The organism is Neoroseomonas soli, assembly GCF_018129065.1.
GTDB classification, from domain to species: domain Bacteria; phylum Pseudomonadota; class Alphaproteobacteria; order Acetobacterales; family Acetobacteraceae; genus Neoroseomonas; species Neoroseomonas soli.
On the sequence record NZ_JAAEDM010000010.1, the window covers coordinates 1 to 18,921 of the forward strand.

Sequence of the window (18,921 nt, forward strand, 5' to 3'; positions counted from 1 at the left end):
GGCGACGCGCTGGCGGGCCAGGCCGCGCTCGAGTTCGGCGGCTTCCTGGGCAAGGCGGGCGGCGTCGGCCGCGGCGGCCCGCTCGGCCTCGGCGGCGCGGCGGGCGTCCTGGATGGCTTCGCGGGATGGCTGGGCGTGGGCAGGAGGGAGGGTCAGGGCGGCGAGGAGGAAGAACAGGAGGGCTCTGCCCCCCTGGCCCCCCGCCAAGGGCTTGAGGCCCTTGGAACCCCCGAATCTGGGGGAGAAAAGTATGCGCGTGCCGTCCGCGGGCCTGCCCACGGCACGGGGGTCCGGGGGCCTTTCGGCCTCCGGCGGGGGTCCCAGGGGGCGGCGCCCCCTGGTCCTACTCCGCGGCCACGGCCGCACGCGTCGTCCGCAGGAGCGACTTCCCCGTCATCGCCCCCGGCTGCGCCACGCCGAGCAGCGCGAGCAGGGTCGGCGCGATGTCGGCGAGTCGTCCATCCGCCAGCCCGGCGCCCTCGGGCGCGCCGAGCAGCATGGCCGGCACCGGGTTGGTGGTGTGCGCCGTGTGCGGCCCGCCCGTCGAGGGGTCGCGCATCATCTCCGCATTGCCGTGGTCGGCGGTGACGAAGAGCGCGCCGCCGGCCGCGCGGATCGCCTCCGCGATACGGCCGAGGCCGGTGTCCACCGCCTCCACCGCCTTGGTGGCGGCGGCCAGGCTGCCCGTATGCCCGACCATGTCGACATTGGCGTAGTTCAGCACGATCAGGTCGTAGGTGCCCGAGGCGATCGCCTCGACCGCCTTGTCCGTCAGTTCCGGCGCCGACATTTCCGGCTGCAGGTCATAGGTCGCGACCTTGGGCGAGGCGACCATGATTCGGTCCTCGCCAGGGTAAGGCGTCTCCTCGCCGCCGTTCAGGAAGTAGGTGACGTGCGGGTACTTCTCCGTCTCCGCCATGCGCAACTGCTTCAGCCCGGCCGCGGACACGACGGCGCCGAGGATGTCCGCCATGGACTGCGGCGCGAAGAGGGTGGCGAGGTGGGCGTTCAGCGCCTCGCTGTATTCCGTCATGCCAGCCGCGGTGGCGAAGCGGATGACGCGCTTGCGCGCAAAGCCGGCAAAGGCCGGGTCCAGGAAGGCGGTCAGGATCTGCCGCACCCGGTCGGCGCGGAAGTTGAAGCACAGCAGCCCATCGCCGTCCTTCATGCCGGCGTAGTCGCCGATGACGGTGGCGGGGATGAACTCGTCCGTCTTGCCGGCGGCGTGGGCTGCGGCGATGGCCGCCTGCGCGGTCGCGGCGCGCGCGCCCTCGGCCGCGGCCATGGCGTCATGGGCCTGGCTCACGCGCTCCCAGCGGTTGTCGCGGTCCATCGCGAAATAGCGGCCGATGACGGTGGCGATGGAGACGCCGGGAAGGCCGGCGATGTCGGCCTCGAACTTCGCGAGGAAATCCGGCGCCGCCTTGGGCGCGGTATCGCGCCCATCGGTCAGCGCATGGATCGCCACCGGAACGCCCGCCCCGGACAGGATACGCGCCAGCGCCACCGCATGGTCCTGGTGCGAATGCACCCCGCCCGGGGAGAGCAGCCCCACCAGGTGGCAGGTGCCACCCGAGGCCTTGAGCGCCGCGATCAGCCCGGTCAGCGCCGGCAACGCCGCGATCGATCCGTCGGCGATCGCATTGCCGATGCGCGGGAGGTCCTGCATCACCACGCGCCCGGCGCCGATGTTGAGATGCCCGACCTCCGAATTGCCCATCTGCCCGCCCGGCAGGCCGACATCGCCGCCCGAGGTGCGCAGGAAGGCATGCGGGCAGGAGGACCACAGCGCGTCGAAGGCCGGCGTGCGGGCCTGGCGCACGGCATTGTCGGCGCGGTCCTCGCGCCAGCCCCAGCCGTCCAGGATGACGAGCATGACAGGGCGGGGGCGGCTGGCGGACATGGCGGGTTCCTCGGTTCCGGGGCGGGATTTGCCCTCCCCGGGCTCCGCCCGCAAGGCCGCGGCGCGGTCACGGAGCGTACGGATTGCGCGGGACAGTGTCACCGCGCGGGCATGGGGGCGGCCTCGGCGGGAAGGGTCACCCCGCGACCAGGACCGGCACACCCATCAGCGCGCGGTGCCCATGCAGCAACGCGGCCCAGAGGATCAGCCCCGCGAGCGGCGCGATCCAGCCGATCTCCCGCGCCGCGAAGCCCGTGCGGCCGGCCAGGATCGCCCCGAAGGGCAGGATGGAGGTCGCTGCGGCGAAGCCGGGCCAGGCGTCGGGGTGGCGCGCCGCCATCTTGGCGTCGATCGAGGGCATGCCCGCGAGCGCCGTCACCAGGAAGGCGCCGAAGAAGATGACCGCCGCCGTGTCACCGTTGCCGATGACGTGAACCGCGGACCAGATGGCGAAGGACCACAGCATCGGGTGGCGGGTGACGCGCTGGATGCCTCTCGGCCCGCGCGCCAGCAGCGAGGCGCCGCCGACCGCCGTCGGGTTGCCGAGCAGCGAGCAGGCGAAAAGCAAGAAGGCCGGCAGCATCGCCAAGGCCAGGATCCAGCGCAGCCAGCCGGGGGCGAACCAGAGCGGTACCGTCTCCGCCCCCTGCCAGGCGCGCACCAGCAGCGCGATGGCGACGACGGAGGCGAGCGAGAAGGCCGCGCGGAACCCGCCTTCCCCGAGCCTCGCCACAAGCCTGCCGCGCAACGGGGTGCCGGCGATGCCGACATGCACACCGATCCAGACCAGCGCGGCGAGGATGAGCAGGGCCATGCCGGCAGTCTCGGCGCGGCTGGGCCCCGCCGTCCAGCGTCACGGCCGCCAGGCACGGTGATAGGGGTGGTTCTGGCGGATCGCCTGCGCGCGATACAGTTGCTCCGCCAGCATCCCCCGCACCAGGAAATGCGGCCAGGTCATCGGGCCGAGGGCGATGCGGCGATCCGCCCGCGCCAGCACGGAGGGGTCGAGACCCTCCGCGCCGCCGATGAGGAAGCAGGGCGTGCGGCCCGCCTCCTCCCATCGCGTGAGCATGGCCGCGAAGGCCTCGCTGTCCGGTGCCTCCCCGCCCAGGTCGAGCGCCACCGCCACCCCGTCCGCCGGCAGGGCGGCGAGCAGCGCGGTGCCTTCGCGGCGACGCACCTCCGCCGCGCTGCCGCGAGCCTCGGGGATCTCCGTGACCTCGGGCGGCGGGCGCAGCCGGGCGGCGTAGTGCGCGTAGAGCGCCGCCTCCGGCCCCGCCTTCAGGCGCCCGACCGCGATGATCCTAGTCGCGCGGGGCGTCGGTCGGGTTCCCGGCCGGCGGGCTCTCCGGTCCCCACATGCGTTCGAGCCGGTAGAGCTCGCGTGCATCGGGGCGGAAAAGGTGGATCACCAGGTCGCCGGCATCGATCAGCACCCAGTCCGGCGAGGCCTGGATCGAATCCCGCCGCAGATGCAGCCCGGCTTCGCCAAGCGCCTCGTCCAGATGCGTCGCCATCGCCTGGAGCTGCCGCTCGACCATGCCGGTGGCGATGATCAGGCGGTCGGCGTAGTCGGCGCGGCCGGTGACGTCGAGCACGACGATGTTCTCGGCCTTGTCGTCCTCGAGGCTCTTCACCGCCGCCTCGCACAGCAGGGCGAGGCGGTCGGGTGCGAGCTTCTCCCGCGTCCCGGAGCGCGCCGGGCGTGGGGCGGCAGACACGGCACCGGCACCCGCCGCGGCGGCGGCCAAGGGCGTCGCCGCGGGCTCGGCCTTGGCGGCGGTCGCAGTCCTGGCTTTCGTCGCGGTGGCGGCCCTGGGCTTCGCAGCTGGCTCGGCCTTGGCGGCGGTCGCAGTCCTGGCTTTCGTCGCGGTGGCGGCCCTGGGCTTCGCAGCTGGCTTGGCCTTGGCGGCGGTCGCAGTCCTGGCTTTCGTCGCGCTGGCGGCCCTGGGCTTCGCAGCGGGCTTGGCCTTGGCGGCGGTCGCGGTCCTGGCTTTCGTCGCGGTGGCGGCCCTGGGCTTCGCGGCGGGCTTGGCCTTGGCGGCGGTCGTCGTCCGGGCCTTCGTCGCGGCGGCGGCCCTGGGCTTGGCGGCGGGCTTGGCCTTGGCGGCGGTCGTCGTCCGGGCCTTCGTCGCGGCGGTAGTCCTGGGCTTCGCGGCGGGCTTGGCCTTGGCGGCGGTCGTCGTCCGGGCCTTCGTCGCGGCGGTAGTCCTGGGCCTCGCGGCGGGCTTGGCCTTGGCGGCGGTCGCGGTCCGGGCCTTCGTCGCGGTGGCAGCCCTGGCTTTCGCGGCGGGCTTGGCCTTGGCGGCGGTCGCGGTCCGGGCCTTCGTCGCGGCGGTAGCTCTGGGCTTCGCGGCGGGCTTGGCCTTGGCGGCAGCCGTCGTCCGGGCCTTCGTCGCGGCGGTAGCCCTGGGCTTCGCGGCGGGCTTGGCCTTGGCGGCGGACGCGGTCCGGGCCTTCGTCGCGGTGGCGGCCTTCGGCTTCGTCGCCTTGGCCGCCGGCTTCGCAGCCTTTGCGGCCGGCGTCGCCTTCCGTGCGGATGCCTTCGGCGCCGCGGCTTTCGCCTTCTTCGGTGCCGTCGTGGTCTCTTCGGTCTTCGGCGTGCGGGCTATGGCCCCCTCCTCTCGCCCGTGTGGTCCGCTGCCTTCGCCGCGCGGATCGCGGTGGCGGAGGCAGCGTGCTCCCGGGCCGGAACCAAGCACCAAGCGGCGTGACAAGCAAAGGATTCTGTCAGCACCGCTCCCGGTGACCGCCGGTGATGCCGCAGCACCTGCGCCGCCCGGCCCGCGAAAGCGTGCCGCGTCCAGCCCGGACGCGGCAGCACCGCGAGTGCCGTGTTGCGCGCAATGTTCCGCCAGCCCTTCCAGAGTGGCAGCTGCACCAGATTGTCCGCGCCGATGACAAAGACGAAGCGCGCGCGCGGGAAGCGGCGGCGCAGTTCACGCAGCGTCTCCACCGTGTAGCGCGTGCCGAGCGCGCGCTCGATGTCGGTCGCGATGACCCGCCGCCCGTCCGCGATGCGCCGCGCGGAAGCGAGCCGTTCCGCCAGCGGCGCCATGCCCTTCACCGGTTTCAGCGGATTGCCCGGTGAGACCAGCAGCCAGACCTCGTCCAGCCGCAGGGCGCGAAGCGCCATCCGCGCCACGTGCAGGTGGCCCTCATGCGCCGGATTGAAGGAGCCGCCGAGCAGCCCGATGCGGACCGCACGGGAATCGCCGAAGCGCGCCGGCGTCACCGCGTGCGGACGCTCACGCCGACCGGCTGCGCGGCGAGACCTTCGTAACGCACCGTGTAGGTGCGGCCGGGCTCCAGTGGCAGGGTCGGCGAATAGCCGGCGACGGACAGCACCTGCCCGGCCTCCAGCCGCCGCCCGGCGCGGGCAAGGTCCTCGATCAGGAAGGCGACCACGTTGAGCGGATGCCCGAGCGCGGCCGTGCCGGGCGCGCGCGCGCGTTCCTGCCCGCGATCGTCGACCATCGTCACCGTCATGCCGGCCAGGCGGTCCGCGAAGGCCTGCGTCGCCTCCACCGGGATCGGCGTGCCCATCACGCCGAGTCGCGCCCCGACATTGATGGCGAGCAGCTGCGGCCCGTCGAAGCCGCCGCTCAGCACCAGGTCGGGCAGTTCGATGTACGGGATCACGGCATCGAGGTGACGCAGGATCGCGAGGTGGTCCCGCCCTGCCTGATTGATGCCGTCGTCGCGCACGCGCACCAGCAAGTCGCTCTCGATGACCGGCACCGCGCCGAAGCGCGCCGGGATCTCCGCGCCGTCACGCAGGCTGATGGAACTTTCCAGCAGCACGCCCCGCACCGGGTGATTCACGCCGAAGCGCTGCTGCACCGGCGCACTGGTGAGACCCGCCTTGTAGCCGACCGGGCGGCCCCAATGCGCGCTCAGCATCTCGACCAGTTGCTCCTGGGCGCAGAACCCGTCCTCGAGCGACGTCATCCCGGCCAGGGGCGGGCTCGGCGTATTGGCGATCAGTGCTTCGGCGAGGCGCTCGATCGCCGCCGTCTCGGGGCAGGCCGCCTGCACCGCCATCGGCAAGGCGAGCAGGGCAGCGAGCAGGGGTGCGCGCATCGGTCGTTCCTCCGTCCTGTCGCGGATGCTACCGGCGCCGCGGGCGGCGCGGGAAGGGTGGTTCAGCGGAACGCCACGCTCACCGCGCCGAGGCCCGAGACGGAGAGCCGCCAGGTCTCGCCCGCGCGCGGCGCGAAGGGGGCGGGCGCGGCGAGCAGCGCGACGTATTCCCCCGCCCGCAACGGCCGGCCTTCCGCCGCAAGCTCACCCGCGAGCCGCGCGAGCAGGTCGAGCGCCGGCGTGGCGAGCCCGAGGGCGGGCAGGCTCGCCACCACGCTGCCATCGGACTGCAGCGTCGCATCGGCCGTGAGCGCCGCGGCATCGGCCACGGGCGCGGCGGGGCCGACGATGCCGAGCCGCAGCCCGAGATTCCCGGCAATCCGTTCCATCGCGCCCGTACCCCGCGGCATCGCCGCCAGGTCGAGCAATGCGAGGTAGGGGCTGGCTGCCTCGATATGCGCGACCAGCGCCGCGGGCGCGGTGGCCTCGGTGACGTCCCGGCCGATGAGCAGCAGCAGCCCCGGGGCGACCGCGGGGCGTGCGCCGAAGCGGGCTTCCATGGTCGCGCCGGAGCGCTCGCGCAGTGCCGCGTGGAACAGCGCGCCGCGCAGCGGCGGGACGGCGTCGCCGGCGATGGCGGCACCTTCGACATCGCCCCAGGGCTGGGCGAGCATCGCGATCAGCCGGTCCCGTGCGCAGAGCGCCTCTGCTTCCGTCGTCACGTCGAAGGGGGCAGGGACGCGGCGTTCGAGCAGTTCCAGGGCGAAGCGCGCGACGGTCGCCATGTCCGGGCATGCGGCCCTCGTCGGCGTGACGCCGGCGAGCAGCGCAGCCAGGACGAGGGCCCCCGTCTTCATGGCCGTGTCTGGCCGGTCCCGATGACGTGGTAGCGGTAGGTGCAGAGCTGCTCGACGCCGACCGGCCCACGCGCATGCAGGCGTCCCGTGGCGATGCCGATTTCCGCGCCGAAGCCGAACTCGCCGCCGTCGCAGAACTGGGTCGAGGCGTTCCACAGCCCGACGGCGGAATCGATGCCGTCGAGGAAGGTGCGCGCAGCAGACTCGTCCCGGGTGACGATCGCCTCGGTGTGCTCGGACCCGTAGCGGCGGATATGCGCGAGCGCATCGTCAATGCCGTCCACCACCTTCACCGAGAGGACGGCGTCGAGCCATTCGGTGGCGAAGTCCTGCTCCGTGGCCGCGGGCAGATCGGCGACGATGGCGCGCGCACGTTCCTCGGCGCGGAAGTCGCAGCCAAGGGAGCGCAGGTCCGCGACCAGGAGCGGCAGCAGCGAGGGCGCGATGGCGGCGTCGATCAGCAGCGTCTCGGTGGCACCGCAGACGCCGGTGCGGCGCATCTTGGCATTCGCCAGGATGCTGCGCGCCATGTCGTGATCGGCCGCCGCGTGGATGTAGGTGTGGCAGAGGCCCTCGGCATGGGCGAGGACCGGCACGCGCGCCTCCTCCAGCACGCGCGTCACCAGCCCCTTGCCGCCGCGAGGCACGATCAGGTCGATCAGCCCCGAGGCGCGGAGCATGGCCCCGACGAAGGCGCGGTCGGCGGTTTGCGCGACCTGCACCGCTTCCTCCGGCAGCCCGGCGGCACGCAGGCCTTCGACCAGGCAGGCATGGATCGCGGCGGCGGAGCGCGTGCTCTCGGACCCCCCGCGCAGGATCACCGCATTGCCCGATTTCAGGCAGAGCGCCGCGGCATCGGCCGTCACGTTCGGGCGGCTTTCGAAGATCATGCCGATGACGCCGAGCGGCTGTGCGATGCGGCGGATGACGAGGCCGTTGGGCCGTGCCCATTCCGCCAGCACCCGGCCGACCGGATCGGGCAGGGCGGCGACTTCCTCGAGGCCCTTGGCCATCGCCTCGATGCGCGCGGGCGTCAGGGTGAGACGGTCGCGGAAGGCGGCGGTGAGGCCGGGCGCGGCCTCGATGTCCGCGGCATTGGCGGCGAGCAGCGCGTCGGTCCGCGCGCGCAGCGCGGTGGCGGCGGCATGGAGCGCGGCGTCCTTCACCGGGGACGGCGCGCGCGCGATCGTGCCCGCGGCGGCGCGGGCGGCGCGGGCGGCGGTCTCGAGCTGGCGGGCGGCGTCCTGGGCGATGGCGTTCACGGCGGTTCCACTCCTGCCCGCCGGGACGGACGGGCGGCATTGCACGCGGTGGTCATAAGGCAAGCGCGCCCCGGAACATAGGGTGGCGCTTCGCGGGCGGCATGGGGTGCGGCCGGCAATATGGGCAAGCGTAACAACCTGGGCTGTGGCGCCGAATAGATCCTCGGCACGCAAACAGTGCCGTCGAAGCCCCCCCCGACCAAGGAGTCCAGGATCATGTCCACCCGCACCCTGCGCCTCGCCGCCATCTTGCTCGGCGGTCTCGCGGCGACGCCAGTGCTGGCCCAGACCGCCACCACGCCCACCCCGGCCTCCCCTGCGGCCACGGCCACGGCCCAGCCCCGGCGCTTCGCCATCTTCGTCGGCGGGGGCGAGAGCCAGCAGGTCATCTACGTCGATGCCAACATGGCGCCGCGCACGGCGGTCGCGGGTGCGCCCGCGCCATTGCCGATGGGGCCGCTGGAGGCGGTGACCATCGGCTACGGCGAGAGCGCCATGACCGTCTATGTCGACAACATGGGCCGCATGGCCATGCAGCAGTCGGCCCTCCGGAGCGCACCCGCCGCAATCGGGCAGCGGCAGGCGGTCTATCTCGGCGGCGGCGAGAGCGCGATGGTCGTCTATGTCCAGGAAGTCGAAATGACGCCGGCGCGCCGCTGAACGCCGCGTCGTGCCGGGCAGGCGGCGGGGCCCTGGCCTCGCCGCCGCGCCTTCATCGCGCCGGCAGGCGCATCCCGGCGATGCGGATGATGCCGTGCGGGTTCGGGCGGCCGGGCCGGATGATGATGTTCGCGGCGTCGTGGTCGCCGCGGCGGGTGGAGGCGAGCATGGTCCTCGCCTCCAGTGTCCGGATGCGGATGCCGAAGCCGCCTGCGGCCACCTTGGTCCGGAAGATCTGCGCGGCCTGCGCCTCGGCCAGGCTTTCAGGCTCGAGGCGAGGCTGTTGTGCCCGGCCGCGCGCAGCCGGGCACGGCCTGCGCTACTCCACGCGGATGCCGCTCTCGCGGATGATCGGCTCCCACTTCGTGCGCTCGCGCGCCCAGGCGCCTGCGAACTCCGCCGGCGTGGTCGGCATGGGCTCGAGGCCATTGCGGGCGAGGTTGGCGATCACCTCGGCATCCGCGAGCGCGGTGCGCATCGCGGCATTGAGCCGTGCGATGGCGGCCTCCGGCGTGCCGCGCGGCGCAACCACCGCATACCACCCCGGCACGTCGAAGTCCGGCACGCCGGATTCCGCGACCGTCGGCACCTCGGGCAGCAGGCGGGAGCGGCTGATCGTCGGCACCGCCAGCGCGCGCAGCCGCCCGGACTGCACATGCGGCAGCACCGAGGGCGCCGTGGCGAAGGAATAATCGAGGCGGCCCGAGAGCAGGTCCGTCGCGACCATCGCCCCGCCGCGGTAGGAAACCGGAATGGTCTCGATCCCGGCCATCTTGTCGAAGAGCAGGCCCGCAAGGTGCGGCCCGCCCGCGATGCCGCTGTGACCATAGGAAAGGCGGCCCGGCGCGGCCTTCGCCGCGGCGATGAGGTCCGCGACATTGCGCCAGGGGCGCTCCGCCGGGATCACCAGGATGTTGAAGAGGTCCACCGCGATCGAGACCGGCACCAGGTCGCGCTGCGGGTCGAAGGACAGGCGCATCACCATCGGGCTGACAACCAGCGCACCGATGGTCGCGAGCAGGATGGTATGCCCGTCGGCGGGGCTGCGCACCGCCGCTTCGGTCGCGATGTTGGACCCGGCGCCGGGGCGATTCTCCACCACTACGGGCTGGCCCAGCGCTTCCGCCATCTTCGGCGCGAAGGCCCGCGCGGAGATGTCGACCGCACCGCCAGGCGTGTAGCCCACCAACAGCCGGATCGGCCGGTTGGGGAAGCTGTCCTGCGCGAGGGCAGGGCGGGCGAGCGGCAGGGTGGCGGCGGCGATCAGTGCGCGCCGCGGCAGGGGATGGTTCATGGCATTTCGTCCCGGAGTCGCGGCGTGGTGTTTCGCACGACCCCGCGGTGCCACGGAAGCCCGGGGACTACAGCAGGACGAGATCGTCGCGGTGGATGATCTCGTCCCGGCCGCGCCAGCCGAGGAGTGATTCCAGTTCCTCGCTGCGGTGGCCGGCGATCAGGCGTGCGGCTTCGGCATCATAGGCCGAGAGGCCGCGCGCGAGTTCCTGGCCTGCCTCGTTCCGCACGCTGACGGGGTCGCCGCGTGAGAAATCCCCCTGCACGCCGCGCACGCCGGCCGGCAGCAGGGAAGACCCTCGGGCGAGCGCGCGCGCCGCGCCCGCATCCACCACCAGCGTCCCGAGTGGCGCGATGCTGCCTGCGATCCAGCGCTTGCGTGCGGTGCGTCCCTCCGGGGCCGGAAGGAACCAGGTGCAGCGCGCACCGTCCACCAGGGCCGCGAGGGGATGGTCGCGCTTGCCGAGCGCGATCGCCATCGCGCAGCCCGCGCCGGTGGCGATGCGCGCGGCGATCAGCTTGGTGCGCATGCCGCCGGAGGAATAGCCGGGCGGCGGTTCGCCACCCATGGACATGATCTCGTCCGTGATGCGCTCCACCGCGGGAATGTGCGCGGCCTGCGGGTCCTTGCGCGGATCGGCGGTGTAGAGGCCGTCGATGTCGGAGAGGAGCACGAGCGCGTCGGCGCTGATCATCTCCGCCACGCGCGCGGCCAGGCGGTCGTTGTCGCCGAAGCGGATCTCCGCCGTGGCGACGGTGTCGTTTTCGTTGATGACGGGCACGCAGCCGAGGCCGAGCAACGTGCTGATCGTCGCGCGCGCGTTCAGGTAGCGGCGGCGATCCTCGGAATCCTCGAGCGTCAGCAGCAGCTGAGCCGCGTTCATGCCGTGCGCGGAGAGCGCTTCCTGCCATGCGCCGGCCAGGCGGATCTGGCCGACGGCGGCTGCGGCCTGCTTCTCCTCCAGCCGCAGCTTGCGCCGGGTCAGGCCCAGCGCCCGGCGCGCCAGCGCGATGGCGCCGGAGGAGACCAGCACGACCTCCGCGCCGCGCTCGCGCAGCGCCGCGACATCGGCGGCGACCGAGGACAGCCAATCGGCGCGCGGCGTGGCCGTCGCTTCGTCCACCACGAGGGCGGAGCCGATCTTGACGACGATGCGCTTCGCGGCGGCGAGCGACGGGGAGGCGATATCGGACATGGCAGGCGCCTGTAGCATGTGGCGCCGCGGGCGTTCAGTCCCCGCGACGGTGCGCGGCGATGGTGTCGGCGAGGGCGCGCAGCGCGTCCGGCACGCCGTCCCCGGTCGCGCCGCTGATGACCAGCACCTTCTGCCCGCAGGCGCGCTCGAGCGCCTTGATGCGGGAGGCGCGGGCCTGCGCCGTCATGGCATCCGCCTTGTTCAGGGCGACGATCTCGGGCTTGTCCACGAGGCCGTTGCCGTAGCCGGCGAGTTCGTTCCGGATGGTTCGGTAGGCCTTCCCCGGATCCGCCTGGGTGCCGTCGACCAGATGGAGCAGCACGGCGCAACGTTCCACATGGCCGAGGAAACGGTCGCCGAGGCCGGCGCCCTCGTGCGCGCCTTCGATCAGGCCGGGGATGTCGGCGAGGACGAATTCCTCGGTCGCGTTGAGGCGCACCACGCCGAGCTGCGGATGCAGCGTGGTGAAGGGGTAGTCGGCGATCTTCGGCCTCGCGGCCGAGACGGCGGCGAGGAAGGTGGACTTGCCGGCGTTCGGCAGGCCGACCAGGCCGGCATCGGCGATGAGCTTCAACCGCAGCCAGAGCCAACGTTCCTCACCGGGCCAGCCCTTGTCGGCGCGGCGCGGGGCGCGGTTGGTGCTCGTCTTGTAGTGGGCGTTGCCGTGGCCGCCGTCCCCACCGCGCGCGATCACGATGCGCTTGCCCGGCGCATCGAGGTCGGCGATCAGGGTTTCCTTGTCCTCGGCGAGGATCTGGGTGCCCACGGGCACTTTCAGCACCACGTCCTCGGACCCGGCGCCGGTGCGGTCGGAGCCGGCGCCGTTGCCACCCTTCCGCGCCTTGAAATGCTGGGCGTAGCGGTAGTCGATGAGGGTGTTCAGGCCTTCGACAGCCTCGGCGACGACGTCGCCGCCCTTGCCGCCGTTGCCGCCGTCGGGGCCGCCGAACTCGATGAATTTCTCACGCCGGAAGGCGATGACGCCGTCGCCGCCGTCGCCGGCCTTCACCCAGACCTTGGCTTCATCGAGGAATTTCATGGTTCAGGGTGCCCGAAACGGAAACGGGGGCCGTGAGGCCCCCGCCAACGCGCAACGCGTATACGTGCGGTTACTCAGCGGCCTGGGCGTCGGCCACGACCGTCACGTGCACGCGGTCGTCGCCCCTGCGGACGAAGCGGACGCGGCCGTCGATCGCGGCGTGCAGGCTGTGCTGGCGGCCGGCATAGACATTATCGCCCGGGATCATCTTCGTGCCGCGCTGGGTCACGATGATGGAGCCGGCGTTCACGGTCTGGCCGCCGAACAGCTTCACGCCGAGGCGCTTGCCTTCGGAGTCGCGGCCGTTGCGGGACGAGCCGCCTGCCTTCTTGTGTGCCATGGCTTCTCTCCTTCCGCGATCAAGCCGCGGTGATCGCGGCGATGCGCAGCACCGTCTGGTGCTGGCGATGGCCGTTCTTGCGCCGGCTGTTCTGGCGGCGGCGCTTCTTGAAGATGATGACCTTGTCGCCGCGGTTCTGCTCGACGACCTCGGCGGTGACCGAGGCGCCGGCCACGGTCGGGGCACCGATGGTCAACCCGGCCTCGGTCGCGACGGCGAGGACGTCGTTGAAGGTGATGGTCGTGCCCGGGGCAGCGTCCAGCTTCTCGACCGCCAGGGTGGCGTTCGGGGTGACGCGGTACTGCTTGCCGCCGGTGCGGATCACTGCGTAGGTCATGACAGGTCCTGATGCCTTCCCGCCGCCCCGGAGGACCGGGAACAAACGAGCAAAACGCTTGCGGCGGAGCATGCACCCCGCCGGGAGCGGGGCGTATAGCGGCGGGCGGGGTCGCGCGTCAACGGGCGGGGGAGGAATTCTTCCGCGCGGAGCCTTCCGGGATGGCCCGACAAGGGGGGGCGTTGCTTCCGGGCAAGACTACCATTATAGGCCCGGACCCCGTGGAGAGGTGCCGGAGCGGTCGAACGGGTCGGTCTCGAAAACCGAAGTACGGGCAACTGTACCGTGGGTTCGAATCCCACCCTCTCCGCCAGTTCCCATGCGCGTCGCGTTCTCGGGTTGTTCGACGACCGCGCTGAGTGGCAGGTTTCCGCGAGGTTCTCGGGATAGGCCTGTTGACCACCAGAGCCCACAGACGCCTGAAAGTCGCTCTCCGGCGTCTGGTTCTCTCCGAACCTGTTGCCTTGGCCGATCAAGTACGCTTCTGAAAAACCTTGGTCAAAGGCCGATTTCGGCGCGCCTGGCACTGGTCCGAGTTCGCATTCCACTTGCCCAAGATCCGTACTTCGCAAGCGAACACTCGGTACGGAGCCGAAGCCGGGTCTGCGGATTACGCCGTGGTGCTGCGGCAGTCGATCAGACAAAACGCGGCGGGATGGTTTAGCGAGGGCGATTGCTCTCGGGTTAGTGGTGTTCCGTCAATTAACGCGCGATAATCTATCCGAGATGGCAACCTTCGACGACATCAAAGCCGGAGCGCGGCTTCGCGGTCTGGACGCCGCAGGCGTGGCCGAAATCGTCCAAGTGGCGAGGTTCGGCCCCGATGCGCTGAACCTGGTCTTCCGCGTGAACGGCCGCGTGGGCGAGCGGCTGGTCTATCGCGGGGAGGAGGCCGGCTTCGAGTTCCTGGAGGCAGGCCGAGCCTACGCCTTCGACGCTGACGGCAGCCTGCTGCGTCTCGCGTCGGAGGCCTACCGCCTCCGGTTAGCCCACCTCTTCGACCCCTACCTGGCCGTCAGCGCGTCCCAGATCGAGGCGCTCCCCCATCAGATCACCGCCGTCTACGGCGACATGCTGCCGCGGCAGCCATTGCGCTTCCTGCTCGCGGACGACCCGGGCGCCGGCAAGACGGTCATGGCGGGGCTGCTCATCAAGGAGCTCCTGATCCGTGGCGACCTGGAACGCTGCCTGATCGTCGCACCGGGGAGCCTCGTCGAGCAGTGGCAGGAGGAAATGGCCGAGAAGTTCGGCCTCCCCTTCGATCTCCTGTCGCGAGACCAGATCGAGAACTCGGTCACCGGCAACCCCTTTGCCGAGCGGAACCGCTTGATCCTCCGCCTCGACATGGCCGCCAGGTCCGACGAGCTGAAGGCGAAGCTGAACGCCGCGCCGGAATGGGACCTCGTGATCTGCGACGAGGCCCATCGCATGGCCGCGTCGTACTTCGGGGGCGAGGTCAAGGAGACGCAGCGGCACAAGCTCGGTCGGCTGCTGGGCGGCATGGCCCGTAACTTCCTGCTCATGTCCGCGACGCCGCACAACGGTAAGGAAGCGGACTTCCAGCTCTTCATGGGGCTGCTCGACGCTGATCGCTTCGAGGGACGGTTCCGCGAAGGCGTCCACAAAGCCGACGTCTCCGACATGATGCGTCGCCTCACGAAGGAGGAGCTCTACCGCTTCGACGGAACGCCCCTCTTCCCCGAGCGGCGTGCCTACACCGCCAGCTACGAGCTCTCGCCCGCGGAGTCGGCTCTCTATCAGGCCGCCACGTCCTATGTGCGAGAGGAAATGAACCGCGCCGATCGCTCCGGCGACGGCAAGCGGCAGAACAGCGTGGGCTTCGCCCTGCAGATCCTGCAGCGGCGCCTCGCTTCCTCCCCGGCTGCGATCCACCGCTCCCTGGAACGACGCCGCAAGCGCCTGGAGGAGCGGCTGCGCGATGAGAAGCTCCTGCGGCAGAATGGCGGTGTGCCACTCAGCCGCGTGCCTGTCCTGCCCAGCTTCGACGCCGACGACCTCGAGGATGCGCCCGGCGAAGAAGCGGAGGCCATCGAGGAGCAGATCGCCGACCAGGCGACCGCCGCCGCCACCCTCGCCGAACTCGAGGCCGAGATCGTCATCCTCAAGGATCTCGAAGCGCAGGCCCTGCGCCTCAAGCTGTCCGGCCAAGACGCCAAGTGGCGCGAGCTCGAGGCCATCCTCGACGACCCCATCATGCTCGATCCGGCGACCGGGCTGCGGCGGAAGATCCTGATCTTCACCGAGCCCAAGGATACGCTGGAGTACCTGCAGCAGAAGATCGCCGCCCGTGTCGGCGATCCGGCCTCGGTGGTCGTCATCCACGGCGGCATCGCACGCGAGGCTCGGCGCGCGGCGATCGCGGCCTTCAACTCCGACCCGGTCGTGCGGGTGATGATCGCGAACGACGCCGCCGGCGAGGGCGTGAACCTCCAGCGCGGCGCCCACCTCATGGTCAACTACGACCTGCCGTGGAACCCGAACCGCCTGGAGCAGCGCTTCGGGCGCATCCACCGCATCGGCCAGACCGAGGTCTGCCATCTCTGGAACCTGTGCGCGACCAACACCCGCGAGGGCGAGGTCTATCAGCGCCTTCTGGAGAAGCTGGAGCAGGCCCGGGCGGCCCTGGGCGGCAAGGTCTATGACGTCCTTGGCGAGCTGTTCGAGGGCCAGGCCCTTCGCGACCTCCTGGTGGACGCCATCCGCTACGGCGACGCTCCCGAGACCAAGAGCCGCCTGTTCCAGAAGGTGGACGATGCGGTGGACGTCGATGCGATCGAACGCCTGGTCGCCGAACGCAAGCTGACCTCGGAGGGCATGGATCCCAACGCGGTCGCCGCCATTCGCGAGGAGATGGAGCGCGCCCAGGCCCGCCGCCTGCAGCCGCACTTCATTGGCGCCTTCTTCCGGGAGGCATTCCAGCTCCTGGGTGGGCGGATTGCCGAGCGCGAGAAGGGCCGCTTCGAAATCCTGCGCGTGCCGCCGGTGCTCAAGCACCGTGATCGGCTGATCGGTCGCGGCGATCCCGTGCTGGACCGCTATGCCCGCATGACCTTCGATAAGGGTCTCGTGCCCGGCAAGCCGCAGGCCGAGCTCATGGCCCCCGGCCATCCGTTGCTCGACGCCGTTCTGGATATCATTCTGGAACGCTTTCAGCCGCTGCTTCAGCAGGGCGGCGTGCTGGTGGATGAAGGCGATGAAGGCCTCTCGCCACGACTGCTCGTCTACCTGGAGCACGCGATCCGGGACGGCCGGGTAGCAAAATCGGGCGAGCCCCGTGTCGTGTCGCAGCGCCTGCAGTTCATCCATCTCCGCGAAGACGGGACGGCCGCCGACGGCGGACCTGCGCCCTACCTCGATTGCCGCCCCATCACGGCCGAGGAACGTGATCTGGTCGCAGATGCGATCACGGCGCCATGGCTGTCGGGTCGCGTTGAAGAGCAGGCGCTCGGCTACGCCATCGCGAAGCTGGTCCCCGAGCACCTTGGCGAGGTGAAGCGCCGCCGGCTGGCCGAGATCGACAAGGTGGAGCGGGAAGTCAGGTCGCGCCTCACCCGCGAGATCAACTACTGGGATGCCCGTGCGGCACGGCTCCGCGAGGAGGAGCGCGTCGGCAAGGAACAGCGCATCAATGCCAGCAACGCGGAGGCTACGGCCCAGCGGCTCGTCGAGCGCCTGCACAAGCGCCAGGAGGAACTGGCCCGCGAGCGGCAGATCACCGCGTTGCCGCCGGTCATGAAGGGCGCCGCGCTGATCATCCCGAAGGGCCTCCTCGTTGCGCGGAACCAGCCGACGCGCACTCCCGTTCCGGCGGGCTTTGCGGAGGACGCGACCTCGCGCGCTGAGGTGGAGCGCCTTGCCATGGAGGCTGTCATGGCCGCGGAGCACGCGCTCGGGCATGTGCCGCGCGACGTCTCGGCCGAGAAGAAGGGCTGGGACATCGAGAGCCGCGACATGAAGTCCGGCCACTTGCGCTTCATCGAAGTGAAAGGGCGGCACATCGACGGCGACGTGATCATGCTGACGAAGAATGAGCTGCTGGCGTCACTCAACAGCCCCGAGGCATTCATCCTGGCCATCGTGCTCGTGGAGGCGGGGTTCGCCCGCGAGCCCGCCTATGTGCGCCGCTTCTTTCAACGCGAGCTTGGCTTCGCCGAGACTGCCGTGGCGTTCCATGTCGGCGACCTGCTTACGATCGCGGGGAGGCCCGGGTGACAGGGTCCGCCGCCCCGGAACTCCGGCTCGACCTGCTCTTGGGGCAAGTCATCCCCGATACGCGGGTTCTGGACGGTTCGCGCCAGTATCCCAAGCCAACGGCGCTCTCCGAGGTCTTCGACAAAGCAACCCATGTGCGGGGCCTGCTCTCAGGTCTCGATCACCGGGGGGTAGAGTGGCTTCGGCACGTCGCGAGCAAGCCAACCCTGGAGGCGTGCTCCATCGTATTGGGCCTGTATCCGGGGTGCCCGACCTGGGACGACGTTCTTCTTGACGCCCTCGACATCCAGCAGCAGTCCGCCGGACGGGTAAGCTTTCGTGTCCGTGCACGGCGTGATGGGTTGAACCGTCCAGGCAATCTGCTCTGGGTCAACCGGGGGGACGAACCCGGAGTTCTGGTGACCGGAAACCTCGGGAATGGCCTCATCACCTCCCGATGGGACGCGACCGATGCGAACCTCGTTCTGCCGCTCACTGACGTCGCCGAACAGGCACTCGTCAACTGGTTCGACTTGCTCCACGGCAACAGTCGCCCGTTGACACCTGACGCGGCGACGGCCCCGAGGCTCCGTCTTCCGGATGGCTCCGAGGAGGGCGCGCGCCTTTGGCGTGATTACCTCGCAAAGCTAGCCGCAGCTGAGGCGGAGCAGCCAGCCCCGGTCGTGGATTCGGAGACTGGCGCGGTCGACCACCCGACCGATCCGCCGCCGTCGAAGCAAGTGGTGACCGTGGCGGGCATCGTCCGGCGTATCTTCCCGCGACCCGATCCCGTCTTGTTGTCGCTGCAGGCCGCGCTGGCCAAGGGATCGCTCGTTTCACTGGATCGAGTGGATCGGATTCCGCCGCTCGATATGCCGATCCGTCCCGAGATGCTCGGTGAGATCGGCACGCGCCGTGTCGGTGGTGCATCGCGGCGTGTGGCTTACCGCGTCAGCCTGTTCGACGAGAAGACGCAGAAGCAGCTGAACAATCGGCACGGCGACGCCTCCACTCGCTTGTCGGCCTTCAGCTTGATGCTCCGCGACGGACAGCGCTGGATGCCGGAGAAGGCGTTCCCGCTTTTCGAGCAGGAGCTGGCGGCGTCGCATGAGAAGGCGACCAAGGCGCTTCTGGCGGCTATTGGCGGCAAAGCTGCAGCCGATGTCGTGACCGCGCTTTCCGACAAGGTCGCACGCGATCTGCGCGAATTGGCGAAGCAGGCCGGCCTGACCACCGCACCACCTGATAGTCTCCTGGATGAAGTGCTCGCCGGTCTACGGAAGCGGCTCGAAGCCCATCTGGGCAAGGAGGCTGCGCCCGGGATCGCCCGCATGGAGGCTCGGCTCGATGCGCGCGAGGATGCGCATCACTCCCCTTGGGGTACGGTCCAGACCTTCCTGGTCTCGGCAGCGCGGCTGCCGCGCGAGGTGATGAGCGACCCCTTCCGCATGCGCGGCCTGACTACCGAGGCCGACGCATTGCTGCGCGCCTTCGACATCTTCGGCGATGCTCTCGTGAAGCGGCATCTCGACGGCGGTCGGGTCGAGAATCAAGCCAGGCAGGAGCTGGAGATCATCGAGGAAATCCTGAGCAAAGAGACAGCCACGCCCTGGCACCGCGCCCAGGCGCTGCACCGGCTCATCACAGGCCAGGGCCCGGATGCAGTGCGCGCGGCGATGACCGAGGAAAGGACGCCAGCGGTCGCACTCACGCCGGGGAATCCACCTCAGTGAATGCCG

At 70.9% G+C, this 18,921-nt stretch carries 17 protein-coding genes and 1 tRNA gene; 4 read left to right on the forward strand and 14 right to left on the reverse strand.

From position 1 onward, the window contains the following. The 9 genes from GXW76_RS05855 to GXW76_RS25620 form a co-directional block, all read right to left on the reverse strand. On the reverse strand, positions 1–279 hold a 279-nt coding region (locus tag GXW76_RS05855), incomplete at its 3' end, for a hypothetical protein (RefSeq protein WP_211861060.1). Positions 280–343: 64 nt separating this feature from the next. After that, positions 344–1,903 (reverse strand): 2,3-bisphosphoglycerate-independent phosphoglycerate mutase, encoded by a 1,560-nt coding sequence (gene gpmI, locus GXW76_RS05860; protein WP_246513960.1) that lies wholly within the window; start codon positions 1,901–1,903, stop codon positions 344–346. 136 nt (positions 1,904–2,039) lie between these two features. Further along, entirely contained in the window at positions 2,040–2,717 is a 678-nt protein-coding gene (locus GXW76_RS05865; RefSeq protein WP_211861061.1) for an NnrU family protein, read from the reverse strand. Between the two features lie 39 nt (positions 2,718–2,756). Then, positions 2,757–3,206 (reverse strand): 23S rRNA (pseudouridine(1915)-N(3))-methyltransferase RlmH, encoded by a 450-nt coding sequence (locus tag GXW76_RS05870; protein WP_338150899.1) that lies wholly within the window; start codon positions 3,204–3,206, stop codon positions 2,757–2,759. 1 nt (position 3,207) lies between these two features. Continuing rightward, complete coding sequence (rsfS, locus tag GXW76_RS26115; RefSeq protein ID WP_246513961.1) at positions 3,208–4,620, reverse strand: ribosome silencing factor; 1,413 nt, start codon at positions 4,618–4,620, stop codon at positions 3,208–3,210. Further along, positions 4,512–5,138 carry a nicotinate-nucleotide adenylyltransferase gene (locus tag GXW76_RS05880; RefSeq protein ID WP_211861063.1) on the reverse strand — a complete coding sequence of 209 codons (627 nt, stop codon included), beginning with the start codon at positions 5,136–5,138 and terminating at the stop codon, positions 4,512–4,514. Before GXW76_RS05880 ends, rsfS begins: the two co-directional genes overlap by 109 nt. Continuing rightward, positions 5,135–5,986: a 2-keto-4-pentenoate hydratase gene (locus tag GXW76_RS05885; protein WP_211861064.1), complete on the reverse strand. Its 852-nt coding sequence runs from the start codon at positions 5,984–5,986 to the stop codon at positions 5,135–5,137. Before GXW76_RS05885 ends, GXW76_RS05880 begins: the two co-directional genes overlap by 4 nt. A gap of 62 nt (positions 5,987–6,048) precedes the next feature. Further along, positions 6,049–6,843 carry a hypothetical protein gene (locus GXW76_RS05890; RefSeq protein ID WP_211861065.1) on the reverse strand — a complete coding sequence of 265 codons (795 nt, stop codon included), beginning with the start codon at positions 6,841–6,843 and terminating at the stop codon, positions 6,049–6,051. Then, positions 6,840–8,105 carry a glutamate-5-semialdehyde dehydrogenase gene (locus GXW76_RS25620; protein WP_338150896.1) on the reverse strand — a complete coding sequence of 422 codons (1,266 nt, stop codon included), beginning with the start codon at positions 8,103–8,105 and terminating at the stop codon, positions 6,840–6,842. Before GXW76_RS25620 ends, GXW76_RS05890 begins: the two co-directional genes overlap by 4 nt. A 216-nt stretch (positions 8,106–8,321) precedes the next feature. Between GXW76_RS25620 and GXW76_RS25625 the strand changes: the two genes are divergently transcribed. Then, entirely contained in the window at positions 8,322–8,765 is a 444-nt protein-coding gene (locus GXW76_RS25625; protein ID WP_246513962.1) for a hypothetical protein, read from the forward strand. 319 nt (positions 8,766–9,084) lie between these two features. Here the strand turns inward: GXW76_RS25625 and GXW76_RS05900 are convergent, their stop codons facing one another. The 5 genes from GXW76_RS05900 to rplU all read right to left on the reverse strand — a co-directional run bounded on the left by GXW76_RS05900 (position 9,085) and on the right by rplU (position 12,970). Then, positions 9,085–10,059 (reverse strand): Bug family tripartite tricarboxylate transporter substrate binding protein, encoded by a 975-nt coding sequence (locus GXW76_RS05900; protein WP_211861067.1) that lies wholly within the window; start codon positions 10,057–10,059, stop codon positions 9,085–9,087. Positions 10,060–10,126: 67 nt separating this feature from the next. Continuing rightward, positions 10,127–11,254 (reverse strand): glutamate 5-kinase, encoded by a 1,128-nt coding sequence (gene proB, locus GXW76_RS05905; protein WP_211861068.1) that lies wholly within the window; start codon positions 11,252–11,254, stop codon positions 10,127–10,129. 34 nt (positions 11,255–11,288) lie between these two features. After that, the gene (gene obgE, locus GXW76_RS05910) at positions 11,289–12,293 is read right to left on the reverse strand and encodes a GTPase ObgE (protein ID WP_211861069.1); all 1,005 of its coding nucleotides are present in this window, start codon (positions 12,291–12,293) and stop codon (positions 11,289–11,291) included. 70 nt (positions 12,294–12,363) lie between these two features. After that, on the reverse strand, positions 12,364–12,633 hold the full coding sequence (gene rpmA, locus GXW76_RS05915) for a 50S ribosomal protein L27 (protein WP_211861070.1): 270 nt from the start codon (positions 12,631–12,633) through the stop codon (positions 12,364–12,366). 19 nt (positions 12,634–12,652) lie between these two features. Further along, positions 12,653–12,970 (reverse strand): 50S ribosomal protein L21, encoded by a 318-nt coding sequence (gene rplU, locus GXW76_RS05920; protein WP_211861071.1) that lies wholly within the window; start codon positions 12,968–12,970, stop codon positions 12,653–12,655. Positions 12,971–13,193: 223 nt separating this feature from the next. On the opposite strand from rplU, the gene GXW76_RS05925 reads away from it, so the two are divergent. From GXW76_RS05925 to GXW76_RS05935, 3 genes are all read left to right on the forward strand, one after another. Beyond that, positions 13,194–13,283, forward strand: a tRNA-Ser gene (locus GXW76_RS05925). 413 nt (positions 13,284–13,696) lie between these two features. Further along, positions 13,697–17,203 (forward strand): protein NO VEIN domain-containing protein, encoded by a 3,507-nt coding sequence (locus GXW76_RS05930; RefSeq protein WP_211861072.1) that lies wholly within the window; start codon positions 13,697–13,699, stop codon positions 17,201–17,203. Then, positions 17,200–18,915, forward strand: coding sequence for a hypothetical protein (locus GXW76_RS05935; RefSeq protein WP_211861073.1), 1,716 nt, complete (start codon positions 17,200–17,202; stop codon positions 18,913–18,915). Before GXW76_RS05930 ends, GXW76_RS05935 begins: the two co-directional genes overlap by 4 nt. The last annotated feature ends 6 nt before the right edge of the window (positions 18,916–18,921 follow it).

Bases quoted from the DNA above. Each gene is read 5' to 3' on its own strand.
- gpmI (WP_246513960.1), bottom strand. From the start codon at position 1,903: ATGTCCGCCAGCCGCCCCCGCCCTGTCATGCTCGTCATCCTGGACGGC.
- GXW76_RS05865 (WP_211861061.1), bottom strand. From the start codon at position 2,717: ATGGCCCTGCTCATCCTCGCCGCGCTGGTCTGGATCGGTGTGCATGTC.
- GXW76_RS05885 (WP_211861064.1), bottom strand. From the start codon at position 5,986: ATGCGCGCACCCCTGCTCGCTGCCCTGCTCGCCTTGCCGATGGCGGTG.
- GXW76_RS05890 (WP_211861065.1), bottom strand. From the start codon at position 6,843: ATGAAGACGGGGGCCCTCGTCCTGGCTGCGCTGCTCGCCGGCGTCACG.
- GXW76_RS25625 (WP_246513962.1), top strand. From the start codon at position 8,322: ATGTCCACCCGCACCCTGCGCCTCGCCGCCATCTTGCTCGGCGGTCTC.
- GXW76_RS05900 (WP_211861067.1), bottom strand. From the start codon at position 10,059: ATGAACCATCCCCTGCCGCGGCGCGCACTGATCGCCGCCGCCACCCTG.
- proB (WP_211861068.1), bottom strand. From the start codon at position 11,254: ATGTCCGATATCGCCTCCCCGTCGCTCGCCGCCGCGAAGCGCATCGTC.
- obgE (WP_211861069.1), bottom strand. From the start codon at position 12,293: ATGAAATTCCTCGATGAAGCCAAGGTCTGGGTGAAGGCCGGCGACGGC.
- rpmA (WP_211861070.1), bottom strand. From the start codon at position 12,633: ATGGCACACAAGAAGGCAGGCGGCTCGTCCCGCAACGGCCGCGACTCC.
- rplU (WP_211861071.1), bottom strand. From the start codon at position 12,970: ATGACCTACGCAGTGATCCGCACCGGCGGCAAGCAGTACCGCGTCACC.
- GXW76_RS05930 (WP_211861072.1), top strand. From the start codon at position 13,697: ATGGCAACCTTCGACGACATCAAAGCCGGAGCGCGGCTTCGCGGTCTG.